The organism is Rhizobium sp. Root1212, assembly GCF_001424985.1.
Lineage (GTDB): Bacteria > Pseudomonadota > Alphaproteobacteria > Rhizobiales > Rhizobiaceae > Pararhizobium.
In genome coordinates this window covers 1,195,278-1,220,896 of sequence record NZ_LMDA01000001.1, presented here as the reverse complement: position 1 = coordinate 1,220,896, position 25,619 = coordinate 1,195,278, and the positions used below count along the sequence as shown (strand labels likewise).

27 protein-coding genes are annotated in these 25,619 nt (G+C 62.4%); 15 read left to right on the top strand and 12 right to left on the bottom strand.

Features of this window, described 5'->3' with window-relative positions; genetic code table 11:
- Nucleotides 1–13 precede the first annotated feature (13 nt).
- Nucleotides 14–454: an Lrp/AsnC family transcriptional regulator gene (locus ASC86_RS05790; protein WP_056317331.1), complete on the bottom strand. Its 441-nt coding sequence runs from the start codon at nt 452–454 to the stop codon at nt 14–16.
- 131 nt (nt 455–585) lie between these two features.
- Between ASC86_RS05790 and ASC86_RS05785 the strand changes: the two genes are divergently transcribed.
- Complete coding sequence (locus ASC86_RS05785; protein WP_056317328.1) at nt 586–1,479, top strand: DMT family transporter; 894 nt, start codon at nt 586–588, stop codon at nt 1,477–1,479.
- An 86-nt stretch (nt 1,480–1,565) separates the two neighbouring features.
- On the opposite strand, the gene ASC86_RS05780 is transcribed toward ASC86_RS05785, so the two are convergent.
- The gene (locus tag ASC86_RS05780; RefSeq protein WP_056317326.1) at nt 1,566–2,084 is read right to left on the bottom strand and encodes a DNA starvation/stationary phase protection protein; all 519 of its coding nucleotides are present in this window, start codon (nt 2,082–2,084) and stop codon (nt 1,566–1,568) included.
- Nucleotides 2,085–2,376: 292 nt separating this feature from the next.
- Here ASC86_RS05780 and ASC86_RS05775 point away from each other — a divergent pair, with 292 nt between their 5' ends.
- Together ASC86_RS05775 and cysK are read left to right on the top strand one after the other, a co-directional pair.
- The gene (locus ASC86_RS05775) at nt 2,377–2,994 is read left to right on the top strand and encodes a LysE family translocator (RefSeq protein ID WP_056317323.1); all 618 of its coding nucleotides are present in this window, start codon (nt 2,377–2,379) and stop codon (nt 2,992–2,994) included.
- 132 nt (nt 2,995–3,126) lie between these two features.
- Nucleotides 3,127–4,095: a cysteine synthase A gene (gene cysK / locus ASC86_RS05770; RefSeq protein ID WP_056317321.1), complete on the top strand. Its 969-nt coding sequence runs from the start codon at nt 3,127–3,129 to the stop codon at nt 4,093–4,095.
- A gap of 94 nt (nt 4,096–4,189) precedes the next feature.
- Here cysK and ASC86_RS05765 read toward each other — a convergent pair whose 3' ends face one another.
- Both ASC86_RS05765 and gshB read right to left on the bottom strand, forming a co-directional pair.
- Nucleotides 4,190–5,722, bottom strand: coding sequence for a YifB family Mg chelatase-like AAA ATPase (locus ASC86_RS05765; protein ID WP_056317318.1), 1,533 nt, complete (start codon nt 5,720–5,722; stop codon nt 4,190–4,192).
- 655 nt (nt 5,723–6,377) lie between these two features.
- Nucleotides 6,378–7,325 (bottom strand): glutathione synthase, encoded by a 948-nt coding sequence (gene gshB / locus ASC86_RS05760; RefSeq protein ID WP_056317315.1) that lies wholly within the window; start codon nt 7,323–7,325, stop codon nt 6,378–6,380.
- A 651-nt stretch (nt 7,326–7,976) separates the two neighbouring features.
- Between gshB and ASC86_RS05755 the strand changes: the two genes are divergently transcribed.
- The 4 genes from ASC86_RS05755 (at nt 7,977) to ASC86_RS05740 (ending at nt 10,859) form a co-directional block, all read left to right on the top strand.
- Nucleotides 7,977–8,309, top strand: coding sequence for a metalloregulator ArsR/SmtB family transcription factor (locus ASC86_RS05755; protein WP_056317312.1), 333 nt, complete (start codon nt 7,977–7,979; stop codon nt 8,307–8,309).
- A complete protein-coding gene (locus ASC86_RS05750; protein WP_056318315.1) occupies nt 8,306–8,998 on the top strand; it encodes an MIP/aquaporin family protein in 693 nt (230 codons plus the stop codon). Before ASC86_RS05755 ends, ASC86_RS05750 begins: the two co-directional genes overlap by 4 nt.
- Before the next feature lie 2 nt (nt 8,999–9,000).
- Nucleotides 9,001–9,423, top strand: a complete 423-nt coding sequence (gene arsC / locus ASC86_RS05745; protein ID WP_056317309.1) for an arsenate reductase (glutaredoxin) — start codon at nt 9,001–9,003, stop codon at nt 9,421–9,423.
- A 140-nt stretch (nt 9,424–9,563) separates the two neighbouring features.
- Entirely contained in the window at nt 9,564–10,859 is a 1,296-nt protein-coding gene (locus tag ASC86_RS05740; RefSeq protein WP_156386936.1) for a TCR/Tet family MFS transporter, read from the top strand.
- 25 nt (nt 10,860–10,884) lie between these two features.
- Here the strand turns inward: ASC86_RS05740 and ASC86_RS05735 are convergent, their stop codons facing one another.
- The 6 genes from ASC86_RS05735 to rsmI form a co-directional block, all read right to left on the bottom strand.
- On the bottom strand, nt 10,885–12,000 hold the full coding sequence (locus ASC86_RS05735) for a sn-glycerol-3-phosphate import ATP-binding protein UgpC (RefSeq protein WP_056317305.1): 1,116 nt from the start codon (nt 11,998–12,000) through the stop codon (nt 10,885–10,887).
- Nucleotides 12,001–12,011: 11 nt separating this feature from the next.
- Nucleotides 12,012–12,854, bottom strand: coding sequence for a sn-glycerol-3-phosphate ABC transporter permease UgpE (gene ugpE, locus ASC86_RS05730; protein ID WP_056317301.1), 843 nt, complete (start codon nt 12,852–12,854; stop codon nt 12,012–12,014).
- 14 nt (nt 12,855–12,868) lie between these two features.
- Complete coding sequence (locus ASC86_RS05725; protein WP_056318311.1) at nt 12,869–13,693, bottom strand: ABC transporter permease subunit; 825 nt, start codon at nt 13,691–13,693, stop codon at nt 12,869–12,871.
- 435 nt (nt 13,694–14,128) lie between these two features.
- The gene (locus ASC86_RS05720; RefSeq protein ID WP_056317298.1) at nt 14,129–15,427 is read right to left on the bottom strand and encodes an extracellular solute-binding protein; all 1,299 of its coding nucleotides are present in this window, start codon (nt 15,425–15,427) and stop codon (nt 14,129–14,131) included.
- 369 nt (nt 15,428–15,796) lie between these two features.
- Nucleotides 15,797–16,165, bottom strand: a complete 369-nt coding sequence (locus ASC86_RS05715) for a YraN family protein (RefSeq protein ID WP_056317295.1) — start codon at nt 16,163–16,165, stop codon at nt 15,797–15,799.
- On the bottom strand, nt 16,155–17,075 hold the full coding sequence (gene rsmI / locus ASC86_RS05710; protein ID WP_056317292.1) for a 16S rRNA (cytidine(1402)-2'-O)-methyltransferase: 921 nt from the start codon (nt 17,073–17,075) through the stop codon (nt 16,155–16,157). Before rsmI ends, ASC86_RS05715 begins: the two co-directional genes overlap by 11 nt.
- 202 nt (nt 17,076–17,277) lie before the next feature.
- Here rsmI and ASC86_RS05705 point away from each other — a divergent pair, with 202 nt between their 5' ends.
- The 5 genes from ASC86_RS05705 (at nt 17,278) to pyrF (ending at nt 21,277) form a co-directional block, all read left to right on the top strand.
- Nucleotides 17,278–17,808, top strand: coding sequence for a dihydrofolate reductase family protein (locus ASC86_RS05705; RefSeq protein WP_056317288.1), 531 nt, complete (start codon nt 17,278–17,280; stop codon nt 17,806–17,808).
- Between the two features lie 221 nt (nt 17,809–18,029).
- Nucleotides 18,030–19,148 carry a DNA polymerase III subunit beta gene (dnaN, locus tag ASC86_RS05700; RefSeq protein WP_056317285.1) on the top strand — a complete coding sequence of 373 codons (1,119 nt, stop codon included), beginning with the start codon at nt 18,030–18,032 and terminating at the stop codon, nt 19,146–19,148.
- 239 nt (nt 19,149–19,387) lie between these two features.
- The gene (gene pmtA, locus ASC86_RS05695) at nt 19,388–19,984 is read left to right on the top strand and encodes a phospholipid N-methyltransferase PmtA (RefSeq protein WP_056317281.1); all 597 of its coding nucleotides are present in this window, start codon (nt 19,388–19,390) and stop codon (nt 19,982–19,984) included.
- Nucleotides 19,985–19,994: 10 nt separating this feature from the next.
- On the top strand, nt 19,995–20,576 hold the full coding sequence (locus tag ASC86_RS05690) for a histidine phosphatase family protein (RefSeq protein ID WP_056317278.1): 582 nt from the start codon (nt 19,995–19,997) through the stop codon (nt 20,574–20,576).
- Nucleotides 20,573–21,277, top strand: a complete 705-nt coding sequence (gene pyrF, locus ASC86_RS05685; RefSeq protein ID WP_056318308.1) for an orotidine-5'-phosphate decarboxylase — start codon at nt 20,573–20,575, stop codon at nt 21,275–21,277. Before ASC86_RS05690 ends, pyrF begins: the two co-directional genes overlap by 4 nt.
- A gap of 303 nt (nt 21,278–21,580) precedes the next feature.
- On the opposite strand, the gene ASC86_RS05680 is transcribed toward pyrF, so the two are convergent.
- Nucleotides 21,581–22,681, bottom strand: a complete 1,101-nt coding sequence (locus tag ASC86_RS05680) for a NosD domain-containing protein (RefSeq protein ID WP_244477525.1) — start codon at nt 22,679–22,681, stop codon at nt 21,581–21,583.
- A gap of 91 nt (nt 22,682–22,772) precedes the next feature.
- On the opposite strand from ASC86_RS05680, the gene ASC86_RS05675 reads away from it, so the two are divergent.
- The 3 genes from ASC86_RS05675 (at nt 22,773) to ASC86_RS26200 (ending at nt 24,660) form a co-directional block, all read left to right on the top strand.
- Nucleotides 22,773–23,060, top strand: coding sequence for a DUF1330 domain-containing protein (locus tag ASC86_RS05675; protein WP_056317275.1), 288 nt, complete (start codon nt 22,773–22,775; stop codon nt 23,058–23,060).
- 132 nt (nt 23,061–23,192) lie between these two features.
- Nucleotides 23,193–24,167, top strand: coding sequence for a complex I NDUFA9 subunit family protein (locus ASC86_RS05670; RefSeq protein WP_056317273.1), 975 nt, complete (start codon nt 23,193–23,195; stop codon nt 24,165–24,167).
- A gap of 328 nt (nt 24,168–24,495) precedes the next feature.
- Nucleotides 24,496–24,660, top strand: coding sequence for a hypothetical protein (locus tag ASC86_RS26200; protein WP_156386907.1), 165 nt, complete (start codon nt 24,496–24,498; stop codon nt 24,658–24,660).
- 110 nt (nt 24,661–24,770) lie between these two features.
- Here ASC86_RS26200 and ASC86_RS05665 read toward each other — a convergent pair whose 3' ends face one another.
- A complete protein-coding gene (locus ASC86_RS05665) occupies nt 24,771–25,577 on the bottom strand; it encodes an undecaprenyl-diphosphate phosphatase (RefSeq protein ID WP_056317270.1) in 807 nt (268 codons plus the stop codon).
- Nucleotides 25,578–25,619: the final 42 nt, after the last annotated feature.

The following is a 25,619-nucleotide window of genomic DNA, read 5'->3' as shown; positions in this document are numbered from 1 at the left end:
GGAACTGCTGTGTTCAGGGAAGCAACGGCGGCAGCCGGCGTTTGACCGGGCTCGATTTGACGATCGAGGTATTGGTCTCGGCCCTTTCCGCTATGCGGTCGAGGATTTTGTCCAATTGCTCCATATCCTTAACCAGCAGCTTGGCGATAAAGCAGTCATCGCCCGTCACCTTGTCGCACTCGATGAATTCGGGCGTTTCCACGATCAGTTTCTCGACGATATGCAGCATGCCCGGCATCGGCCGAACTCGCACGACCGCCTGCAACCTGTAGCCAAGCGATACGGGATCGACATCGACGGTGTACCCGGTGATCACGCCGCGCTCATCGAGTTTGCGCAGCCGCTCCGCCGTACTTGGCGAAGAAAGGCCCGCTTCCGCCGCCAGCTCTTTCAGCGATATGCGGGCATTGGTCGAGAGGATATCCAAAAGTTTGCGATCAAGATCGTCCAGCATAAAGCCTCGCAGCACAATTGCCAGTTTCGCCTCAGAATGAAAGGTAAGAAAAGCATTTCACCTTCCTGAGGCCATGTAAAACACTTTCATCACGCTCTACGATCCGCCCGTTATCAGACAGGAGAAGAACAATGGCAAACGAGCAGATCCGGCGCGGCCAACTGGAGATGATAGCGGCCATGCTGATTTCGGGAACGATCGGCTGGTTTGTTCTGATGTCCGGCCTGCCGGTCATCGATGTCGTCTTCTGGCGCTGCGCAATCGGTGCCGTCGTCCTCGCCCTGGTCTGCGCCCGGCTAAGCCTTTTTCGTAAGAATAATCTTACAAAGCGAAAGTTTCTCATCGCCGTGGCCGGAGGCGTCGCCATCGTCCTCAACTGGCTCTTGCTCTTCTCCTCCTACAGCCACTCTTCCATCTCCATCGCGACGATGGTCTACAACACCCAGCCGTTCATGCTGCTGGGCCTCGGCGCCCTTTTCCTTGGCGAGAAAATTACGGGCGAAAAACTATTCTGGCTCGCCCTCTCCTTCCTCGGCATGCTGGCGATCGTCGAGGGCAAGAGCGGCGGCGGGGAGGGATATCTTCTGGGCATCCTTCTGGCTCTCGGCGCCGCCTTCTTCTATGCGTTCGCCGCATTGGCCGCAAAAAAGCTGAAAGGCACTCCACCGCATCTGATCGCCCTGATCCAGGTGCTGACGGGAACGGCGATGCTGGCCCCGCTCGCTCATCTGAGCGAACTGCCGGGCTCTGCCGCCGTATGGTCCAACCTGCTTCTGCTCGGCGGCGTGCACACAGGGCTGATGTATGTCTTACTCTACGGAGCCATCCAGAAATTGCCGACCCATTTGACCGGAGCGCTGTCGTTTCTCTATCCGGTGGTGGCGATCCTCGTCGATCGCTTTGCGCTCGACCACCAGCTGCAGCCGATGCAAATGGCCGGCTCCGCCGTCATCCTGCTTGCCGCAGCCGGTATCACGCTCGGCTGGCAGCCGCGCCGGCTTCTCGTCCGTCGCCGGACGGCTTGACCTCACCTTTGAAAAGCCAAAGGCAGCGCCGACGTCCCGGCGCTGCGTCCTCAGGAGCAGGCGAGGCCTGCGGCAACGGGGCGATATCACTTCGCCTGGCGGGTCGTTTCGAACAGGAACCAGGTGCGGCGCTCGGTCTCGTCGATCCAGTTTTCGAGAAGACTGGCGGTCGCGACGTCGCCATGTTCGTCGCAGAGGCCATGGGTCTCGCGCATCAGCGAAACGAGATGTTTGTTGTCCTCGCAAAGTTCGGCCAGCATATCCTCAGGCGTCACGTAATCGGCATCGTTGTCGGGAATGCGCTGCAGCCGCGCGGCATGGCCGAGCGAGCGCAATGTCGTGCCGCCGATCTTGCGGGCACGCTCGGCGACATCGTCGGTCATTGCGAAAATCTGTTCGGATTGCTCGTCCAGCAGCAGATGATAGTCGCGGAAATGCGGGCCGGACATATGCCAGTGAAAATTCTTCGTTTTCAAATAGAGCGCGAAGATATCGGCCAGCAGCGTTGTCAGGGCAGCGGAAATATCTGATATCGCGTTGGACGGCAGACCGGATGGCGTTGCCAGCGGGGCAAGACGGCGTTTTTCAGCGGAAGTCGGGGACATGGTTTTCTCCTTGCAGCTTGGACGGGTAAACAGGCGATAAGGGTAAGAAACCGGCGATGGACGATCGCAACGATGCCTCGACCGCAAGCGACTGTCTTGTCTCATATAACGTTGCCTTGCGTTTTTTCCCGCTGGCGGGGTGATGTTTTTTCGACACCCCGAAACGCGTCGTCCGACACGGATGCCGCCGGGTTTCGCACGGCGGACGCGCATCCGATACGCCCGGCGGCGGCGCTTGAAAGCGGGGCTGCGAAAGCGTAGAAATCGGCGGCACGAACCGGAGCGAACCATCATGTCCCTTGGCATTCTGCTGGCCTATTGCAGCGCCCTTTTCATCGCCGCGGCCATCCCTGGTCCGGGCATGACGGCGATCGTCGCGCGTGCTCTGGGGTCCGGCTTTCGGGAAACCTTCTTCATGGGACTCGGGCTTATTCTCGGCGATCTCGTCTACCTGACGGCAGTGATCCTCGGCCTGGCTTTCGTGGCGCAGACCTTCACTACGGCCTTCATGGTCATCAAGGTGCTGGGCGCGCTCTATCTCGTCTATATCGCCTACAAGCTCTGGACCGCCGGGCTTCTGCCGCAGGACATCACGGCTCGGAAAAGCGGCAGCATGGGCATGTCCTTTCTCTCCGGCCTCCTGGTGACGCTCGGCAATCCGAAGACGATGCTGTTTTACGTCGCGCTCGTGCCGACGCTGATCGATCTGCACGCGATCGGTCTCAATGCCTATGCGGTTCTGGTCGGCGCGACCTTCGTCGTCCTGATGGCCGTGTTGATCCCTTACATCCTCCTGGCATCGCGGGCCCGCGCCCTGCTGAAGCAGCCCAAGGCGCTGCGTTCCTTGAACCGGATTGCGGCCGGCATTCTGGGATCGACCGCCGTCTATATCGCGACCCGCGCGGCCTGAGAAAATCATTCGCCCAATCGCGGAGCCACAGGCCGTTTTTTTCTCGGCTGCCGGCAGCCGCGATGCCCCCGCGCTCTCGCTATTGCCGCGCGGCAACCCTATCTTGGGTCCACAACCATATGGGAGACGAGCATGTCCGATCAGCGCAAACCCGGCCGCGGCCGAGTCTATTCCTCCATCACCGAGACGATCGGCGATACGCCGATCGTGCGCCTCGACAAGCTGGCCCGCGAAAAGGGCGTGAAGGCCAACCTGCTGGCGAAGCTCGAATTCTTCAACCCGATCGCTTCGGTGAAGGATCGCATCGGCGTGGCGATGATCGAAACCCTCGAAGCGCAGGGCAAGATCACCCCCGGCAAGACGACCCTTGTGGAGCCGACCTCCGGCAATACCGGCATCGCGCTCGCCTTTGCCGCCGCCGCCAAGGGTTACAAGCTGATCCTGACCATGCCCGAAACCATGTCCGTTGAGCGCCGCAAGATGCTGGCGCTGCTCGGCGCCGAACTGGTGCTGACCGAAGGCGCCAAGGGCATGAAGGGCGCGATCGCAAAGGCCCAGGAACTGGCGGAAACCCTCGACGATGCCGTTATTCCGCAGCAGTTCGAAAACCCGGCCAACCCCGAAATCCACCGCAAGACGACGGCGCTGGAAATCTGGAACGATACCGATGGCGCGGTCGATATCTTGGTTTCGGGCGTCGGCACGGGCGGTACGATCACCGGCGCCGGACAGGTGCTGAAGGCGAAGAAGCCATCGGTCAAGGTGATCGCGGTCGAGCCCGAGGAATCGCCGGTGCTGTCCGGCGGGGCGCCCGGCCCGCACAAGATCCAGGGCATCGGCGCCGGCTTTGCGCCTGCCATCCTCGATACGTCCGTCTATGACGAGGTCGTCACCGTCAACAGCGCCGAGGCCATCGAGACCGCCCGCCATGTTGCCCGGCTCGAAGGGGTTCCGGTCGGCATCTCCTCGGGGGCTGCGCTGGCGGCGGCGATCAGGATCGGTCAGCGGCCGGAAAACGAGGGCAAGACGATCGTCGTGATCATTCCCTCCTTTGCCGAGCGCTATCTTTCGACCGCGCTCTTCGAGGGTCTCGGTTCCTGAAACACGGGCCTGCCCGTTTATCGGCGCCGCGCTTCCAGACGGTTGCGCGGCGTTTGATGTTTGCGGTCGAGCGGTCCCAATCTCCATGCGTCCCTCATGCCGCCACGGTCATCCGCTCGCCCGGCATTCGATAGGATATCGCCTCGGCGATATGGATGCGGCCGACAGTTTCCTGACCGTCGAGATCGGCAAGCGTGCGCGCGACCTTCAGGACGCGGTGGTAGCCGCGGGCGGAAAATCTCATCTTTTCGGCGGCATCGCGCAGCAATTGCAAGCCGCCGGCATCCGGTTGCGCCAGGGTCTCGATCATCGTCGTCGTGCAGCGCGCATTGGTGGTGATTTCCGGCAGACCGGCGGCGAGAAAACGATCGCGCTGCAACTCGCGGGCAAGGGCGACGCGGGCGGCGACACTGCTGCTCGGTTCCGACTGTCCGGGGCGGATGAGATCGTTCGCCGAAACGGCCGGGACATCGATGCGGATATCGATGCGATCGAGCAGGGGGCCGGAAATCCGCGCCTGATAATCGGCGGCGCAACGGGGGCCGCGGGCGCAGCTGTGGCCGGGCTCGCCGGCCATGCCGCAACGGCAGGGGTTCATGGCTGCAACCAACTGCACGGCGGCCGGATAGGACACCCGGTGATTGGCGCGGGCGATGATGCATTGCGCCGTTTCCAGCGGCTGGCGCAGGGCATCCAGAACCTGTGGGCTGAACTCCGGAAATTCATCGAGGAAGAGCACGCCATGATGGGCGAGCGAGGCTTCGCCCGGCTTGGCGCGCACGCCGCCGCCGATCATCGCCGCCATGGTGGCGGAGTGGTGGGGCGTGCGGAAGGGGCGGCGATCGGAAAGCTTGCCGCCGGAGAGCTGGCCGGCGATGGAATGGATCATCGAGACTTCGAGCAGCTCGGCCGGCGAAAGCGGCGGCAGGATCGAGGGCAGACGGGCAGCGAGCATCGACTTGCCGGAGCCGGGTGGGCCGACCATCAGCAGATTATGGTTTCCCGCCGCGGCGACTTCGAGCGCCCGCTTGGCGCTTTCCTGGCCCTTGATATCGGCGAGATCGGGCATGTTGGCGGCATTGGCGCGGATCGCCGGTTCCGGCCGGGAGAGGACCTGGGTTCCCCGGAAATGATTGGCGAGCGCGATCAGGCTGCGGGGAGCGAGGATATCGATATCGGCGCCGGCCCAGGCGGCCTCGGGGCCGCTGTCGGCGGGGCAGATCAGGCCCTTGTCGAGCGCATTGGCGCCGATGGCGGCCGGCAGCGCGCCGGCGACGGCGGCGATGGTGCCGTCGAGATTGAGTTCGCCGATCACCACATAGGCGGCAAGCGCATCCGCCGGGATCGCGCCGAGCGCCGCCATCAGGCCGAGCGCGATGGGGAGATCGAAATGGCTGCCTTCCTTGGGAAGATCGGCCGGGGCGAGATTGATGGTGATGCGCTTGGGCGGCAGCGACAGCCCGGAGGCATGAAGGGCGGCTTGCACACGCTCGCGGCTTTCGGCAACGGCCTTGTCCGGCAGGCCGACGATGTGCATGCCGAGTTTTCCCGGCGCAACCATGACCTGCACATCGACGGGCAGGCCCTCTATGCCCTGGAATGCAACCGTATTGACCCGTGCAACCATGCCCGCCCCTCCGCATCAGGCCGGCTAAAGCCCGTTTCCGTCTTTTCATCAGGTTGTGTGAGGAAATCTTGCACGGAATGCGGAATAAAACAAGAACAATTGTCGAACGATTTCGCGGGACACGATTATTCGGGTTGTGCTAGGTTGTTTTGCGCGAACAAAGGAGAACAACCGGGTGCAGCAACCGGCCTGTTACCTGCTTACTCCTTGTCAGGTTGCGTTGATATCGATCATAGCCTCGTCTGGTCGGGCGGGGAGTTTGCGTAGCGGAAATTTTTCGAGTTTGAAAATGGGGCGGTGAGGGCCGGTCTCCGTGGCGGGAGCTGTTTGCGCTCTTGTTTCGTCCTCGGTTTTCCATGGGGACGCAAGGGAGGGAATTTCGGGTCGGGTGCCCGTTCTGGCGTTTGATCTTTTGGGCTGCGTGCCGCCTTCACGCCGGACGGGAAGGACGTTTGCAGGGCTTTCGATTGTGGTGCTGTGAAGGGCGGGCCTCTGCGCCGAAAGGGTCGTGGTGCGGTGAGAGCCGATGTGCGGAAGGAGCCATGTGGCCGGTGGCAGCGCGGGGAGGCAGTCTTTCGGAGGTCCGGCGCGAAGTGGCGCAGAGGGATCTCTGCGCCGGCTCTGTCATAGGCCCGCTTGCGTTGGGTTGTCTTCGTTATGCGCGTTTGCGTTCGATGGCATCCCAGAGCAGGGAAGCGACGTCGGCGCCGCCGAATTTCTTCACCTCGCGGATGCCCGTGGGGGAGGTGACGTTGATTTCGGTCATCACGTCGCCGATCACGTCGATGCCGACGAAGAGGAAGCCGCGTTCGCGCAGGGCCGGGCCGATGCGGGTGCAGATTTCGCGTTCGCGAGCCGTCAGTTCCGTCGGCATGGGCGTGCCGCCGGCATGCATGTTGGAGCGGGCGTCGTTTTCGGCGGGGACGCGGTTGATGGCGCCGACCGGTTCGCCGTCGACGAGCAGGATACGCTTGTCGCCCTTGCGCACGGCCGGCAGGTATTCCTGGGCGATGAAGGGTTCGCGGAACATCTGGCCGAACATTTCGAGCAGCGACGACATGTTGCGGTCGTCACGGGCGGAATGGAAGACGCCGGCGCCGCCGTTGCCGTAAAGCGGCTTCAGGATGATGTCGCCCATCTCGGCGCGGAAGCTGGCGATTTCTGCAGGGTCGCGGGTGATCAGGGTCTTCGGCATCAGGTCCGGGAATTCGGTGACGAAGATCTTTTCAGGCGAGTTGCGCACCCAGGCCGGGTCGTTGACGACCAGCGTCTTAGGGTGGATGCGCTCCAGCAGATGGGTGGAGGTGATATAGGCCATGTCGAAGGGCGGGTCCTGGCGCAGCAGCACTACATCCATGGTCGAGAGGTCGATGCGTTCGGCCTCGCCGAGTGTGTAGTGGTCGCCCTTGACGTCGCGCAGCTGCATCGGCTGGACGGTGGCGTAGACCTTGCCGTCGCGCAGCGAAAGCTGGTTCGGCGTATAGTGGAAGAGCTTGTAGCCGCGGTTTTGAGCTTCCAGGCTCATGGCGAAGGTGGAATCGCCGGCGATGTTGATGCCCGATACGTGGTCCATCTGGACGGCGACATTGACGATTCTTGCCATGGGACATTTCCTGTTTGATCGTGAGGCGTCGGGCCTGTCTATATCAAATCGTCGTCGCGGAAACCTACAGATTTCTTTGCGGTTTCGGTGAAAGTGCGTCGGCTGGCCGGAAGGGTTTTGCGCCGACCCGGCCCGGCAGGGCGCGCTGCCGCGTTCACGCGGCGCCGGGCGCCCGTGGTTTGGGATCAATCGGCCGGGACACATCGGGTGCCTCAGGGATTGGTAGAGTGGTGACACGCGATGTGTCCCGTTTCGGTGGTTTTTACCTGCAACTCCGGTTCCTCTGCGAAGACGGCTGTTTGGCCGTTTTCCTGTGTGCCCCACAGGCACGCCCCGCTCTCTTTCAAACGGGAGGGAAACCATTTTCTGCAGGCCCCTTCGGTCGCGCCTGCGTTTCAAACACAGACCGAAGGCACCGGCCCCGCCTCGCCGGCAACGCTCTCCGGTGTATCCGATGGCGGGACGGCAGGAGTGTGTCACGGGCGGATGGGGCGGGGATTTGCGGGGAGGATTTTTTCAACGGCCTGCCAGACCTTTGTCGCTGTCTTGCATTCGGGCTGACCGTTGACGATGCCTGTGGCGAGGGGTGCTTGCCGAAGGGGTCGAGGTGGGGTATTTGATCAATTCAACATTTAAAGGATTATTGAATTGATGGACGAGCGGCATGCCCTTGGCGCTTTCGGAGCGCTGGCGCAGGAAACGCGGCTACAGATCGTGCGCATGCTCGTCGTGGCCGGGCCGGACGGGCTTTCGGCGGGGGCGCTTGCGGAGAAAGCCGGCGTATCCGCCTCCAATCTCTCCTTTCATCTCAAGGAACTCGACCACTCGGGGCTGGTGCGCCAGCATCGCGAATCCCGCTCCATCATCTACACCGCGCGTTACGATGCCTTGCGGGATCTGGTGCAGTTTCTTCTGGAGGACTGTTGCGGCGGGCATCCCGAGATTTGCGCTCCGGCGGTTTCGGCGGTGTCGTGTTGCGGATGACGCCGACGCTTTCCCGCCGGCTTGTCGCGGAAATGCTTGGGACCGGCATGCTGGTCGCCACCGTCGTCGGCTCAGGCGTGATGGCCGATCGCCTGACGGATGACGGCGCGCTTGCCCTGCTCGCCAACACGATACCGACGGGGGCGATGCTGGTTGTGCTGATCACGATCCTCGGGCCGGTCTCCGGCGCGCATTTCAATCCCGCCGTCAGCCTGGCGCTCGCGGCAGCTCGCCAGCATGCGGGCAGGGATGTCCTTCCCTACATGGTCGCGCAGGTCATCGGCGCAATCCTCGGGACGGGGCTTGCGCATCTGATGTTCGATTTGCCGCTTGTTCAGGTCTCCGGAACGGTGCGAACGGGATGGGGCCAGTGGAGTGCGGAGTTGGTTGCCGGCTTCGGGTTGCTCCTGACGATCCTCGGGGGAGTGCGGTTCAAAAGCGATGCGGTGCCGTTGCTTGTCAGCCTCTATATCGTGGCGGCCTATTGGTTCACGGCTTCCACGTCCTTTGCCAATCCGGCGGTGACGATCGCGCGGAGTTTTACGGACAGTTTTTCCGGCATCCGTCCCGTCGATGTTCCGGCATTCGCTATCGCCCAGTTCTGCGGCGCGCTGGTGGCGGTCGGGCTTTGCGGATGGCTGTTTTCGGGGGCCGGCGCATCTCCCGTTTCTCAAACAGAAAGGGCGTGACAATGCATGTCATCCTCTATCACAACCCGGACTGCGGCACCTCCCGCAACACGCTGGCGCTGATCCGCCATGCGGGGATCGAACCCCAGGTGATCGAGTATCTGAAAACCCCGCCGCAGCGGGACGAGCTGGCGAAGATGATTGCGGCGGCAGGCTTGAGCGTTCGGCAGGCGATGCGTGACAAGGAGAGCCTTTACGCGGATCTCGGTCTTGGCGATCCGGCGCTGACGGACGATCAATTGCTGGATGCCATGCTTGCAAACCCGATCCTGATCAATCGTCCCTTTGTCGTGACGCCCATCGGCACCCGTCTCAGCCGGCCTTCGGAGCGGGTTCTGGACGTGCTTCCGCCCACCCGTAACGGAGCGTTTTTCAAGGAGGACGGCGAGCCGGTGATCGATGCGGATGGAAGGCGGCTCGTGTAGGCGCCGGTCCAAGCGGCCGGGACGGCTTGCCGGGCGCGCTGTTCTGACGTAAATATCGCCTGTCGCGAAAAGCGGCCGCTCCGCTCTTTTTGGGCGGCAAATGGACGATCAGTCCCCGAGCGGCCGAGTACACGCCATCCATGTGCGCATGGTTCGGCCAGCGTTTCCCTAAAATCCCGCCTGATTTCGTCAGGCTCCTCGCAAGCCATCGGCGTCCTCATGACGTCTTGCGCCTGCGTCGATTGGAACGCGTCATGAACAGGTCTCTTATCGTTATTTTCACAGCCATTATTCTCGATGCCGTCGGTATCGGGCTTATCTTTCCCATCCTCCCCTCCCTTCTGCAGGAGGTCTCCCAAAGTCAGAACGTCGCGCCTGCTATCGGCACGATGACGGCGCTTTATGCGGCCATGCAGTTCGTCTTCGCGCCGGTGCTCGGTGCGCTCAGTGACCGTCTGGGGCGGCGGCCGGTGCTGTTGATTTCGCTCGGCGGCGCGGCGGTCAATTATCTGCTGCTGGCGCTTGCGCCCAATCTTGCCGTGCTCTTTCTCGGTCGTGCCATTGCCGGGCTGACGAGCGCCAATATCTCCGTGGCGATGGCCTATATCACCGATATTTCCACGGAGGATCAGCGCGCCCGGCGGTTCGGGCTGTTCAACGCCATGTTTGGCATCGGGTTCATTATCGGGCCTGTGCTGGGCGGGGTGCTGGGCCACCACTGGGTGCGGCTGCCCTTTGTTGCGGCGGCGGTGCTGAACGGGGGCAATCTGCTGATGGCGCTGTTTCTGCTGCCGGAATCGTGCATACCGAGCCGGGAGAGGATCGATCTTGCGGCGCTCAATCCGCTCGGCCCCTTGCGCTGGGTGTTTTCGGTGAAACGCGTGCTGCCGTTTATCCTGATCTTTTTCGTCTTCAGTGCCACGGGAGAGGCCTACGGCACCTGCTGGGCGCTGTGGGGGAGCGACAGTTTTCACTGGAACGGGCTGTGGATCGGGCTTTCGCTCGGGGCATTCGGGATTTGTCAGACGCTGGCGCAGGCCTTTCTTCCGGGGCCGGCGGTGAAGCTGCTTGGGGAGCGGGCCGCTATTCTTGCGGGGGTTGCCGGGGTGTGTCTGGCACTGGGCGTCATGGCGTTTGCGACGCAGGGCTGGATGATCTTCGCGATCATGCCGGTGTTTGCGCTCGGCGGGATCGGGGTTCCGGCGCTGCAGTCGCTGGCGACACGGCAGGTGGAAGAGGGGCGGCAGGGGCAGTTTCAAGGCGTGCTGGCCTCGGCCGTCAGCCTTGCCTCGATCGTTGCGCCGCTCGGGTTTTCGAGCGTCTATTTCGTGTTTCGCGACGTTTGGCCGGGGGCGATCTGGCTGGCTGTGGTCGTGGTTTATGCGCTGTCGGTGCCGCTGGTGCTGCGGCTGAAGCACGTGGGGGAAGCGGTTTAGCTGAAACCGGAAAACCGGCGGCCTGTTATCCGGCCGCTGGCTCCAGCATCGTCGCCTGCGGCAGCGTGGAGGTGCACGCGTCGAGGGGACGCGGCAGCCGCTTGCCGGTCGTGGGGTCGAAGAAATGCAGGCGCGACGGCGCGATCGTCAGCGCGATAGTGTCGGCAAGCTCGATTTCCGGGGAGAGGGCGGCCGTGATCGCCTTGCCATCCACATTGCCGTGGACGAGGCGCTGGGCGCCGAGTTCTTCGACGTAATCGATCTTCAGGGTGAGGGATTGTTCGCCGGCTTGCGCGATGCGCAGATCTTCGGCGCGCAGGCCGATGGTGAGTTCGGTGGGCAATGTCGAGAGGCGGTCGGTTTCCAGCGTCTGGGAGCCGAAATGCAGGCGGTTACCCTCGCGGTTGGCGCGGAGCAGGTTCATGGCGGGAGAGCCGATGAAGCTGGCGACGAAGGTGGAGGCGGGGGAGTGGTAGACGTCGAGGGGGCGGCCGATCTGTTCGATCTCGCCGCCGTTGAGGACCACGAGGCGGTCGGCGAGCGTCATGGCTTCGAGCTGGTCGTGGGTGACGTAGATCGAGGTGGTGCCGAGGCGTTTTTGCAGTTGCTTGATTTCGCCGCGCATGGAGACGCGCAGTTTCGCGTCGAGGTTCGACAGCGGCTCGTCGAAGAGGAAGGCGGCGGGTTTGCGCACGATGGCGCGGCCCATGGCGACGCGCTGGCGCTGGCCGCCGGAAAGCGCGCGGGGCTTGCGATCGAGGTATTTTTCGAGCTGCAGCATGCGGGCGGCCTCAGTGACGCGGGCGTCGATCTCGGCCTTGGGGGTGCCGCGGTTCTTGACGCCGTAGGCGAGATTGTCGTAGACGGTCATGTGCGGGTAGAGCGCGTAGTTCTGGAAGACCATGGCGATGTCGCGTTCGGCCGGCTCGACGGTGTTGACGATGCGGTCGCCGATTTCGACGGTGCCCTTCGAGATGGTTTCGAGGCCGGCGACCATGCGCAGAAGCGTGGACTTGCCGCAGCCGGAGGGGCCGACGAGCACGATGAACTCGCCATCGGCGATATCGATCGACACGGATTTCACCGCCTCGACGCCGCCGGCATAGATCTTCGAAACATTGGTGATGTTGATCGCTGACATGGGGCGTTCCTTTATTTGTCGCTTTCCGTGAGACCTTTGATGAACCAGCGCTGGAAGATCATGACGATCATCACAGGCGGCAGCATGGCGAGGATCGCCAGGGCAAAGGCCTCGTTGTAATCGGGAATGTTGGAGCCGACCCAGACGAGCAGGATCTGCTTGATGCCGCGGACCAACGTGAAGAAGCTCTCGTCGGTCGTCATCAGCGTCGGCCAGAGATACTGGTTCCAGCCATAGACGAACATGATGATGAAGATCGCGGCCATCATCGTCTTCGACAGCGGCACGATCACATCGATGAAGAATTTGAAGGGGCCGGCGCCGTCGATGCGGGCGGCTTCGAGCAGTTCGTCGGGGATCGATTTGAAGAACTGGCGGAAATAGAAGGTGCCGGTGGCGGACGCCAGAAGGGGCACGATAAGGCCCGTATAGGTATTCGTCAGGTGCAGTGTGTTCATGACCTCGTAGGAGGGCAGGATGCGGACTTCGAGCGGCAGGAGCAGCGTCGTGAAGATCATCCAGAAGGTGATGGTGGCGAAACGGAAGCGGAAATAGACCAGCGCGTAGGCCGCGAGCATCGACAGGATGATCTTGCCGGCGGCGAAACCGAGGCCGAGGATGAGGGAGTTCATCATCATCCTGAGGCCGGTGATCTTGCCGGTAAAGCCGCCCTGCTTGGTGAGCACCGTCTGGTAGGTCTCAACGAAATGGCCGCCGGGCAGGATGGAAAGGCCGTTGCGGTGGATGTCGGCGGCCTCGTGGCTGGAGGTCATCAGGGCGACGACCAGCGGGCCGATCATGATGAAGACGCCCATCAGCAGGATGACATGATCGAAGAGTTTGGCGCGCTGCATGGTTTCCCTCCCGCTCAGCTGTAGTGGACGCGCCGCTCGATGAAGCGGAACTGGAAGATGGTGAGCACGAAGACGATGATCATCAGGATGACCGACTGGGCGGAGGAACCGCCGAGATCGTTGCCGCGGAAGCCGTCCATATAGACCTTGTAGACCAGCGTGATCGGGTTGTTGGCGGCCTTGTCCTTCACCATCACGTCGATGACGCCGAAGGTGTCGAACAGGGCGTAGGTGGTGTTGATGATCAGGAGGAAGAAGGCGGTCGGCGCAAGCAAGGGCAGGATGACGGTCCGGAAGCGGCGGAAACCGGAGCGGCAGTCCATGAGGGCGGCTTCACGCACGGAAACCGGGATGCCCTGCAGGCCGGAGAGGAAGAAGATGAAATTGTAGGGGATCTGCTTCCAGATGGAAACGATGATCATCGCGGTTGCGGTGTCGGTGTAGTTGAGCCCGACCTTCATGTCCCAGCCGAACAGGGCGACGAATTTCACCAAGGGGCCGATGTGCTGGTCGAACAGCATCATGCCCATGAGGCCTGCGACCGGCGGGGCGATGGCGTAGACCCAGATGAGCAACGTCTTGTAGGTGGCATTGCCGCGGATGACACCGTCGGCCTTGACGGCGAGCAACAGGCCGATGGCGAGCGAGAAGAAGGTGACAACAGCGGTGAAGACGGCGGTGAAGCGGGCGATGCCGAGATATTCCGTGGATTTCAGGACATCGGTGTAGTTGCTGATGCCGACGAAGGTGGAGCCGAAGCCGAAGGGGTCTTCGAGGTAGAAGGACGACTGGATCGCCTGCACGGACGGCCAATAGAAGAAGGTGAAGATGATCGCCATCTGCGGGGCGAGGAAGAAATAGGGCAGAAAGGGCGAGGAGAATTGCACGCGCTTGGCGAAATGCGGCTCGGAGGGGGCGGAGCGGAAACGACGGAAAAAGCCGGCGGCCGTTGTCGGCGCCGCGCTGGTCGGGGAGAGGGATGGTGCGTGCGTCATTGGTCTGGCCCTTGAGGGAGTGCTGGGGGATGGTTCGGTGCTTGCCGCATTCCCCCTCTGTCACTTCGTGACATCTCCCCCTCAAGGGGGGAGATTCTTCTTTTCCCTGACTGCGTTTCAAGCGAGGGTTTGCCTCTTGTGATCTCCCCCCTTGAGGGGAGATGCCCGACACGGCAGAAGGGGGTAAAGCGGCACATTCAGAATGCGCGGAAACACCCCTTCATCCGGCCTTCGGCCACCTTCTCCCCCGCAGGGGGGAGAAGGGAAGCCAGTACCCTATCAGCCAGCCGTCTTCGCAAAACGGGCGAGAAGTTCGTTGCCTTCCTTCTCGATCGTGTCGAAGGCGTCCTTGACGGAGACTTCGCCCGCAAAGATGCGGCCGTATTCGCGTTCCATGATTTCACGGATCTGCGGGTAGAAGCCCAGGCGATAACCCTTCGACCATTCGCCGGCCGGCAGCATCAGCTGCTTGATGCCGACTTCGGCGGCAGGCTTCTTCTCGTAGTAGCCTTCCTTCTTGGCCATTTCGTAGGCTGCCTTGGTGATGGCAACGTAACCCGTGGCTTCATGATAGAAGACCTGAATTTCCGGCGAGGTCAGGAACTGGAAGAAGTCGGCGACGCACTTGTTTTCGGCGTCCGACTTGCCAGCCATGGCAAACAGGGCAGCGCCGCCGATGAAGGACGAGGTGCCCGCGCCGTTGATCGAACCCCAATAGGGCAGGAAATCGGCCGAGAACGGCATCTGGGCGGTCTTGGTCAGGCCGCCGAAGGAGCCGGAAGAGCCGATCCAGAGGGCGGCCTTGTTTTCTTCGAACATCTTCTGGTTATCGTTCCAGCCGGCGCCGTAGTAGGCGAAATAGCCCTGATCGGCCCAGGACTTCAGCTTTTCGAACATCATGACGAGGTTCGGGTCGGTGACCTTCAGCTCAGTGTCGACAACGCTGTCGTAGCCGTTGTTGTTGGTGGCGAACTGGATGTTATTGCGCGAGAAGAAGTTCTCGGTGAACTGCCAGGTGAGCTGCGACTGGACGAGCGGGATGTAGCCGGCTTCCTTGAGCTTCGGCGCGATCGCTTCGAACTCTTCCCAGGTCTTCGGGGCTTCGACGCCGGCCTTCTTCAGGGCTTCGTCGTTGATGTACATGATCGGCGCCGAGGAATTGAACGGCATGCCGACGAACTTGCCGTCGCTGTCGGCGTAGAAATAACGCACGCCGTCGATGAAGGCATTGCGGTCGAAGCTGTAGCCTGCCTTGGTGATCAGGTCTTCGGCCGGGATGACGGCGCCCTTGGCGTTGATGATCGTGGCAGCACCGGCGTCGAACACCTGCAGGATGTTCGGCTGTTCGCCCGAACGGAAGGCGGCAATGCCGGACGCCAGCGCTTCCTCATAGGTGCCCTTGGAAACCGGGGTGAGCGCGCAAGCGGTCTGCGCGGCGTTGAACTTCTGGGCGACTTCGTTGATGACTTCGCCGTTGCGGCCGGCCATGCCGTGCCACCAGGTGATATCGGTCGCGGCAAAGGAGGAGGTCGCGGAGAAAGCCAGCGCGAGGCCGGTCATCGTGATGTTCTTGATCATGGCAGTTCCTTTCACCAGGGTTGATACCAAGTCTCGATGATAGGAGCCTATAGGATGACTCATGATTGCTCTCTGGCCAGGCGCGATGCGCGGAGCGATGCTTGCGCATCGGACAAGCATCGCAACGACGCCAGAGAGCAATCATAAGTCACCTTCGGCCGGCTTCTCGTGCTTTCCGGCGTCGTCGAGTTCCTTGACCGATGCGAAAGCATCGCTCTGCGAACCTCTCCTAGCCGGAAAACGCGATCGAGCCGGTCCTATAGCCTCCTACCATCGAGACTTGGTATTTGGTGAGGAACCCGCTAAAGACCTTTCATGACGCGGCGATAACGCTTTGATGTCGGTTCTGTAACAACTGTGCACGGCTGTTCAAAAGGCATCGGGAATATGCGCCGGCCAGCGCCAGGGGCTGACGGAGACGATGTCGTAGCGGATGGAAAGCCTTGCGGCGTCGGGTTGGCGGGCGAGCCAGAGGTCGCTTGCAGCGCGAATGCGGCGCTGGGCCGTGGGCGAAACGGCGAAGACGGCGCTGTCGATGTTTGCACGGGCTTTCACTTCGACGCAGGCGACAAGATCACCCTTGCGGGCGATGATGTCGATTTCGCCGAGCCGGGTGCGGTAGCGGAAGGCGAGGATGCGGTAACCTTTGAGGATAAGGGCGAGCGCGGCGCGATATTCGGCGATTGCGCCTTTGCGCAATGCCTTCCGCTTGCGGATATCGGCCGGTTCAGGCGCCATCGCGCTCCTTCAACTCCAGCAGACGGTCGTAGAGGTCCTTGCGGTTGAGGCCGGTGCGTTTGGCGGCTTCGGTGGCGGCCTTGCCGGTGGACATCTCCTTGACGAGTGCGGACAGGAGGGCGTCGACATCCTCTTCCTTCGGCGGCGCCGGTGCATCCGGCGGGGCGATGACGAAGACGATCTCGCCTTTTACGGTGGTGCCCTCGTCGTAGAAGGCCTTGAGTTCGGCGAGCGTACCACGGCGGAATTCCTCGAAGGTCTTGGTGAGTTCGCGGCAGACCGTGGCGCGGCGCGTGTCGCCCAGCACATCGCAGGCGGCCTCGACGGTGGCGGCGATGCGGTGGGGGGATTCGAAGAAGATGAGCGTGGCGGGGATGGCGGCGAGTTCTGTCAGGCGGTCGCGGCGGGCCTTGTCCTTTGACGGCAGGAAGCCGGCGAACAGGAAGGTCTCGTTGGAAAGGCCGGAGCCGACGAGGGCGGCAAGCGGGGCCGAGGGGCCGGGGATCGGGATGACGCGGTGGCCGGCTTCGATGGCCGCCTGGCCGAGGCGGTAGCCGGGGTCGGAGACGAGGGGCGTGCCGGCGTCGGAAACGAGGGCTACGGATTTGCCGGCTTCGAGCGCGGCGATCAGGCGCGGGCCGGCCTCGTCGGCATTGTGCTCGTGATAGGCGTAAGGGCGGTTGACGATGCCGTAGCGGTCGAGAAGGACGCGGGTGACGCGGGTATCCTCGCAGGCGAGCACATCGGCGCCGGCAAGGGTTTCCAGCGCGCGCAGCGTGATGTCGGCGAGATTGCCGATGGGGGTGGCGACGAGATAGAGCGCCGGCTCCAGCGGGCGGGCGGGCACGGCGATATTGTGGATGCGATAGGTCTTTTGTCGCTCGCTGTCTGCCTGATGTTCCAAGGTCATGCTCTTTCTGTGCGCTGTTACCGGCCTTTATGGGCGAGCCGGGCGGTGGCGGCAAGGGCTGGCGGGTGGAGGAAGTCGTCTGTTCGTGGTCTCTTCCTCGTGCGCATTCCAATCAATTGTGGTGCAAAATCCCTCGGTCTCCCTTATAACTGATTGCGGAATGCAATCAGAAGCGTGTGCCAATCGAGGAAAGGAAGCGGGTATGGCCAAGCTGGTGTTTGGAATGAACCAGTCGCTGGACGGTTATGTCGATCACATGGCGTTTGCGCCGGGGCCGGCGCTTTTCCGTCATTTCATCAGGGAAGCCGAGCAGCAGGCGGGCAGCGTCTACGGCAGCCGGATGTATGAGATCATGCGCTACTGGGACGATGAACATCCGGAATGGGGTGCGGATGAGCAGGCTTTTGCCGCGGCGTGGCGGAAACAGCCGAAATGGGTCGTTTCGCGTTCGTTGACGTCTGTCGGGCCGAATGCCAGCCTTGTTGCTGACGATCTTGAGGGGGCGATGCGCCGGTTGAAGGCCGAGCGTGACGGGGAGATCGAAGTCGCCGGGCCGGAGCTGGCACACAGCCTCACCGGGCTTGGCCTGATCGACGAGTATCGGATTTATCTGCACCCCGTGGTGGTAGGGCATGGCAAGCCGTATTTCGCCGGACCCCGGCCGCCGCTGCGGCTGGTGGCCCATGATCTGATCGCCGAGGATGTGATCCGCCTGACCTATGTGCCCGCCTGATCTTGCGCTGCGTAGGCGGACGTAAACACGCAGTACGGTGGGATACTGGGGAAGACTGGCCAATCCCGTTGACAATCGTCCCGTCTCTTCCGCGATAGCGCTTGATTTCCGCGGCTTGTTTCTGCCATTTTGCCCGTCCACATCCTTGTGGGCCTGAGAGACGTCAAAGTGTAAATGCCGGGAGGCATGCTTCCGGCACTGGTTGAAAGCGGTAGCATCCCATGCGTATTACGATCGAGCGGTCCAATCTCCTGAAGTCGCTGAACCACGTGCATCGCGTGGTCGAGCGCCGCAACACCATTCCGATCCTCTCGAACGTGCTGTTGCGCGCCGATGGCGCAAGCCTGGAGATGAAGGCGACCGACCTCGATCTGGAAATCACCGAAGCCACGCCGGCGCAGGTGGAGCAGGCGGGCGCGACGACGGTGCCGGCGCATCTGCTCTATGACATCGTGCGAAAACTGTCCGACGGCTCGGAAGTGCTGCTGGCCACCAACACCGAAGGCACGGCAATGACGGTGCAGTCGGGCCGCTCGAAATTCTCGCTGCAGTGCCTGCCGCAATCCGACTTCCCGGACCTGACCGCCGGCGCGTTCAGCCACACCTTCCGGCTGAAGGCCACGGACCTCAAGATGCTGATCGATCGCACCCAGTTTGCGATCTCGACCGAAGAGACCCGCTATTACCTGAACGGCATCTATATCCACACGATCGAAAGCAAGGGGCAGCTGAAGCTGCGCGCGGTTGCGACCGACGGTCACCGTCTGGCGCGCGCCGATCTCGAGGCGCCGTCTGGCTCGGAAGGCATGCCGGGCATCATCATTCCGCGCAAGACCGTCAGCGAGTTGCAGAAGCTGGTCGACAATCCGGACGTCGTCGTCACCGTCGAGGTGTCGGATGCCAAGATCCGGCTCACCATCGGCTCGATCGTCATGACCTCGAAGCTGATCGACGGTACCTTCCCGGATTACCAGCGGGTCATCCCGACCAACAACGAGAAGGAACTGAAGATCGATTGCCAGTCGTTTGCGCAGGCCGTCGATCGCGTCTCGACCATTTCTTCCGAACGTGGGCGGGCGGTGAAGCTCTCGCTCACCGAGGGGCAGCTGACGCTGACAGTCAACAACCCGGATTCGGGAAGTGCGACGGAAGAACTGCCGGTCGGCTATGAAAACGATCCGCTGGAAATCGGCTTCAACGCCAAATACCTGCTTGATATCACCGCCCAGCTTTCCGGCGATGAGGCTGTGTTCATGCTGGCCGATCCGGGCTCGCCGACGCTGGTACGCGATCTCGCCGGCGACGACGCGCTCTACGTCCTGATGCCGATGCGTGTTTAAGCCCTTCGGGCCGCTGTCTTTTTCAAACGGCTCGGTTGGCCCCAAGGTCATATCGTGCCGTTTGCGTTTCCCGGCCTTCGTTTTCGACGGCGAAAAGATTTGGAAGTTTCCTGTCGGTTAACGGCGTTGGGAGACTTGTTTTTGTCGCAAAGCGCGGCAAATATTCGCTGTGTCGAATACGCTGCATGAGGGCGGCGGGTTCTTCGTCATCGGTGCATCGCCGGTCCGAGGGGAGAAAAATGAATTTTCGTCTGAAGCAGCATCTCGAGAAGAAATTCGACGAGGAAATCCGGTTCTTCAAGGGCTGGCGGCAGAACATGAAGGCCGTGGGCTCGATCATCCCGACCTCGGGCGTGACGGCCCGGCGCATGGCGAGCGTCGTCAATCCCCATTCCGGCTTGCCGGTTCTGGAGCTTGGTCCGGGCACCGGCGTCATCACCAAGGCGATTCTCGACAAGGGCGTGAAGCCGGACAACGTGGTTTCCGTGGAGTTTTCCACGGATTTTTACAACCATCTTCTCGGCCGTTTTCCGGGCGTGAATTTCATCAATGGCGATGCCTTCGATCTCGACACGACGCTCGGTGAGAAGAGCGGCCAGAAGTTCGATTGCGTGATCTCGGCCGTGCCGCTTCTGAACTTCCCGATGTACCGGCGTGTGGCGCTGATCGAGGACCTGCTGAAGCGCGTGGCGCCGGGCCGGCCGGTGATCCAGATTTCCTATGGGCCGCTGTCGCCGGTGGTGGCACTGCCGGATCGCTACCAGATTTCGCATTACGATTTTGTCGTGCGCAACATTCCGCCGGCCCAACTCTGGACCTATCGCAAGGCGCACTGACGGCTTTCCGATGTTTGCTGTTTACATCACCCATCCGCAGGTGCGGATCGATCCCGCCGTGCCTGTGCCGGAATGGGGGCTGTCCGAGATCGGCGTCGAGCGTTCGCTGGTGACGGCGGGGCATGGCTGGGTCAAGGAAATCGGCCGGTTCCTGTCGAGCGACGAGGTGAAGGCGCAGGAGACGGCGGCGATACTGGCGGCCGGGCGGCTTGTCGAAGTCCTGGAACATTCCGGGGAAAACGATCGTTCGGCGACGGGGTTCTTGAAGCCGGATGCCTTCGAGGATGCGGCCGACTGGTTCTTTGCCCATCCGACGGAAAGTTTTCGCGGCTGGGAGCGGGCGTCGGATGCGCAAGCACGGATCGTCGCTGCGGTTTTTGGCGCGCTGGAAAAGTACGACCCGAACATTCCGGTCGCTTTCGTCGGGCATGGCGGGGTGGGAACGCTGCTCAAATGCCATCTGGCAGGCGTGCCGATCGCCCGTCACGACCAGCCTCCGGGCGGTGGCAATCTCTTTGCGTTTTCCCTTGCGGATCGGTCGCTTGCATGCGACTGGACCCCGATGGAACAATGGCGGGGATGGATGAAATGACTGTGAACGCGCGTAACAGGCTGATCGTTGGTCTCGACCTTCCGACGATCGGAGAAGCGGAAAAGATCGTCTCGACGCTGGGCGACGAGGCGACATTCTACAAGATCGGCTACCAGCTGGTCTTTGCCGGCGGGCTGGAATTTGCCCGCGATCTGGCGAAAAGCGGCAAACAGGTCTTCCTCGACATGAAGCTGCTCGACATCGACAACACGGTGGCCAAGGGCGTCGAAAACATCGCCAAGATGGGGATGTCGATGCTGACGCTGCATGCCTATCCCAAGGCGATGGCGGCGGGGGTCGAGGCGGCCAAGGGCTCCGGGCTCTGCCTGCTCGGCGTCACCGTGCTGACCTCGATGGATGCCGACGATGTGAAGGATGCGGGCTATGCCCTCGATCCGCAGGCGCTGGTGCTGCGGCGGGCCGAACAGGCGCGGGCGGCGGGCATGGGCGGCATCGTCTGCTCGGCGGAAGAGGCGGCTGCGGTGCGCGGTATCGTCGGCGCGGATATGGCGGTCGTGACGCCGGGCATCCGCCCGGCGGGCAGCGACAAAGGCGACCAGAAGCGGGTGATGACGCCGGGTGACGCGCTGGCTGCCGGTTCGAGCCATCTGGTCGTGGGACGGCCGATCGTCAAGGCGGCCGATCCGCTGGCTGCGGTGCGCGGCATTCTCGCCGAGATGGATGGGGTTTTGAAGGGATGAATTTGAGGGCGGTGTTCCGCTAACCCGGAGCGTGCCATACTACCCCGCTGTCGGCTTCACTGATATCTCGGCCTCAAGGGCAAGAGTATTTTGCATACGAAGGCGCGGCTTGCTCCTTCCTTCTCGCCGCGTGCGGGGAGAAGGTGCCCGAAGGGCGGATGAGGGGCGGAGCCGGGGGCATTCTATCGATGAGAGTTTGCCCCTCACCCTAGCCCTCTCCCCGCAGGCGGAGAGAGGGGACAACAGAGCTTGCCGCGCCTTCCATAGGCGACGGCCCCGCCCTCGGGAAGAGCGTTCTTCCCTTTACTCCACCCTGTTCCCCTCGATCACATTCCTGTCGTCGTCATTCCGGATCAGCGAGGCATCGCCGCCGGTCAGGGTGTTGCCCGTCACTGTGTTGAACTCCGCGAAATCCTTCGAACTCAGGCCGCTGCCGAAGGGGGCGGCGGGGGCCGTCAAGCAGTAGAGGCGGGCGCCGTTGCGGGAGGCGAGCCAGACGGCGGGGGCCGCACCCGGTTTCGAATAGGAGAAGGTGTTGCCGCTGATCTCGTTGTATTGCGGGCTCTGGTGGCGGATGGTGCCGCCTTCGCCGCAATTGCGGTAGAGGTAGATGCCGCCATTGACCGGATCGAGGAAGCGGTTGCCGGAAATGCGGTTGCGGGCCGAGCCGTCGAGGGCGATCTGTTCGCGGGATTTGGTGGTTACGGCGAAGCTGTTGGAAACAATGGCGTTATCGGCCGATTCCGCATCGAGATAGATGGCGGTGCCGCCGGTTTGGCCGGTGAAACTGGAGTTTTCGACCGTAACGTGGGTTACGCCCGGCGCGAGGTAGAGCGGAATCTTGCCGTCGGCGATGAAGCTTATGCCGGACAGGTCGATATTATCGGGCGCGGCGGCCTGGGCGCGCTGCGTGTGGTCAGGCTGGAAAGAGGACAGGCGCACGTCTTCCGCCTGACCGTTCGTACCGAGACCCTGGATGCGGATGGCGCCCTTGACGGTGCAGTTGCGGATGGTGATGTCGTGCGGCGCACTCCAGCCCCCGTCCTTCGTCCGGATCGAGCGGATCAGGATCGTCGGTTTGCTGAAATTGACGCTGCCGCGGGCGCCGTCGAACGTGGCGCCGCCGCAGTCTATCGTGATGCCGGAGGCCTTTTCGCCGGAGAGGATCAGCCGCTTGCCGATGACATCCGACTTGTCGAGGGTGGGGGAGCAGCGGAGGTCGATGCTGGATGCCTGCTGCGTCGCAGGCTGGCGCAGCGCCGCGTATTCCTTGTCGGAGCAGGCGCGGGCCGGCGGCTGGACCGCAGCCATGGCCGGAGGAGGGGAAGGCAGCGTCATCGCTGCGGTGAGCAGCGTGATCGCGCCATAGCTAGGCAGCCTGCGCCGGGTTCGTCTCGATATCATGCCCTGTTCCTGTCGATCGCCCGCTTGACCGCATCGGTGATTTGCCGGAAGACGGTTATCCCATGCTTGCGGCGATAACGAGGAGAAGGCAATGGCAAAGGGATACTGGATCGCACGCGTCGATGTACGCGATGCCGAGCGCTACAAGGATTATGTCGCGGCGGCCAAGCCGGCCTTCGAGAAATACGGCGCCAATTTTCTGGCGCGCGGCGGGGAATACGAGCGGCTGGAGGGCCAGGTGCGTGCCCGCAACGTCGTCATCGAGTTTCCCTCGCTGAAGGCCGCGCATGACTGTTATCACTCGCCGGAATACCAGATCGCGGCGGCGATCCGGCAATCGGTCGCAGATGCCGAGATGGTGATCGTCGAGGGCGTGTGAGCGCTCTCTCCGATCTCGGGAAAAAAGCGGCGCAAAAGCCTGCCTGATAAGCCTTCACCTTGGCTGGGGATTGGGCTATGTAGCCGTAAGATGTGAAGCAACGCGCCAGCGAAATTCAGGAGTGCCCGTTCCATGACCTTGTCCAATATTCCGCCGCTCGTCACGGTTTTCGGTGGGTCGGGCTTTGTCGGCCGGCATGTCGTGCGTGCGCTGGCCCGTCGCGGCTACCGCATCCGGGTCGCCGTGCGCCGTCCCGATCTCGCCGGCTTCCTGCTGCCGCTCGGCAATGTCGGGCAGATTTCGCTGGTGCAGGCCAACCTGCGCTACCGCGCCTCGGTCGACGCGGCCGTGCATGGTGCAAGCCATGTCGTCAACTGCGTCGGCGTCCTGTTCGAAAGCGGCCGCAACACCTTTGACGCCGTGCAGGATTTTGGCGCGCGCGCGGCTGCGGAAGCGGCGCGGGGCGTTGGTGCGAAGCTCACCCATATTTCGGCGATCGGCGCCGATGCCAAGAGCGCTTCGGCCTATGGCCGCTCCAAGGGCCGTGGCGAAAATGCCGTTTTCCACACGGTGCCGGATGCCGTCATCCTGCGGCCGTCGGTGATCTTCGGCCCCGAAGACCAGTTCTTCAACAAATTTGCTGAAATGGCGCGCTTCTCGCCCGTCCTGCCGCTGGTCGGCGGTGGCGAAACGGAATTCCAGCCGATCTATGTGACCGATGTCGCCGAGGCCGTCGCCAATTCCGTGGCCGGCAAGGTTGCCGGCGGCAAGATTTATGAGATCGGCGGGCCGGATGTCCTGTCCTTCCGCGCCTGTCTCGAGATCATGCTCAAGGAAATCGACCGCAAGCGCACGCTTCTGCCGCTGCCCTTCGGCATTGCCTCGCTGATCGGTTCGGTCGCCTCGCTGGTGCCGTTCGTCAAGCCGCCGCTGACGGCCGATCAGGTGACGCTCCTGAAGTCCGACAACATCGTCTCGGATGCGGCCAAGAGCGAAGGCCGCACGATCGGGGCCTTCGGCATCGAGCCGACCTCGGTGGAGGCCGTGCTGCCGTCCTATATCGTGCGGTATCGTCCGCAGGGGCAGTTTTCGCGCGGTCTGGCGTGATCCACTTTTGTCTTCTCCCCAGCGGGGAGAAGATGCCCGAAGGGCAGATGAGGGGTTTCTCCGCGAATCCGAGCTAGCCGCTCCCCCTCATCCGGCGCTACGCGCCACCTTCTCCCCTGATGGGAGAAGGGAAGATCGGCGGCCCTTTTTCGTTGTGCGCAGGACAAGCGTTGCACTTCTGCCTCACTACTTCTGAGGAATGGCATTTACCTCGGATTCAATATGTTCCGATATTGATAACGGCCGTCGCAAAGCTTAGACAGCAGCCGCGCTGAGCCTTGCGAATCCCAAGGCGGCACGTCATTCCATCTCGAGAGGCAAACATTTCATGGGCAAGTCGATCGCAATCTTTTTTGCGTGCGCGGCACTCGTCATCGTGGCAGGGTCCTTCGTGGCGCCGAAGACGGTCGCCGGCCATCACGGCGATTGCTCGCCGGCCTATGGCGTCGATCCCTGCACCACTGCCTCGATCGACAAGATTTCCGAGAACTGAGTTTTTCGCCGCGCCCTGATGGGGCGCGCAAAGTTTATGGCGGGGGCCAGGAACCGCGTGCAGCCTTCTTCGGAAGCTGCACGCGGTTTTGTTTTTTCAGTCGATGACTGTCAGCCGAAGATCAGGAGGCCGATGAGGCCGGCGACGCCGACGACGATGCGCCAGATGGCGAAGGGGGCAAAGCCGCGGGTCGAGACGAAATTCAAGAGCGAACGCACGACGAGCAGGGCTGCGACGAAGGCGGCGATGAAGCCGACGGCGATCAGGGCGCTATCGTTGAAATCGAGTGCGTTGCGGTTCTTGTAGAGATCGAGCGTGAAGGCGCCGAGCATGGTCGGCATGGCGAGGAAGAAGGAAAATTCCGCCGCCGAACGCTTGTCGGTGCCGAGGAGCAGCGCGCCGGCAATGGTGGCGCCCGAGCGCGAGGTGCCGGGGATCATCGCCAGGCACTGAAAAAGACCGATCTTGAAGGCCAGCGAGGGTGGATAATCCATGACATCGCGGTATTTCGGCTGAAGCGGCAGTTTGTCGATCGCATAGAGGATGACGCCGCCGACGATGAGCACGATGCAGATCAGCATCGGCGTTTCGAAGAGCACGGTCTTGATGAAATCATGGGCGATGGCGCCGATGACGGCGGCCGGCAGGAAGGCGATGAGCACTGACAGCACGAAGCCGCGGGCCTTGGCGCTGGTGGGCAGCGCAAGGGCGATGGCGAGCAGCCGCTGGAAATAGACGAGCAGGATCGCAAGGATCGCGCCGAGTTGGATGAGGACCGCAAACGTGTTGCCTGGCGATTTGAAGCCGAGGAAATGGCCCGCCAGCAGCACATGGGCGGTGGAAGAAACCGGAATGAACTCCGTCAGGCCCTCGATGAGGCCAAGGATAAGCGCGCTGATGATCGATTGATCCGCCATAAGTTTAAGAATCCCTGAAGTTTTGGAGATTAGCCTGAGCGC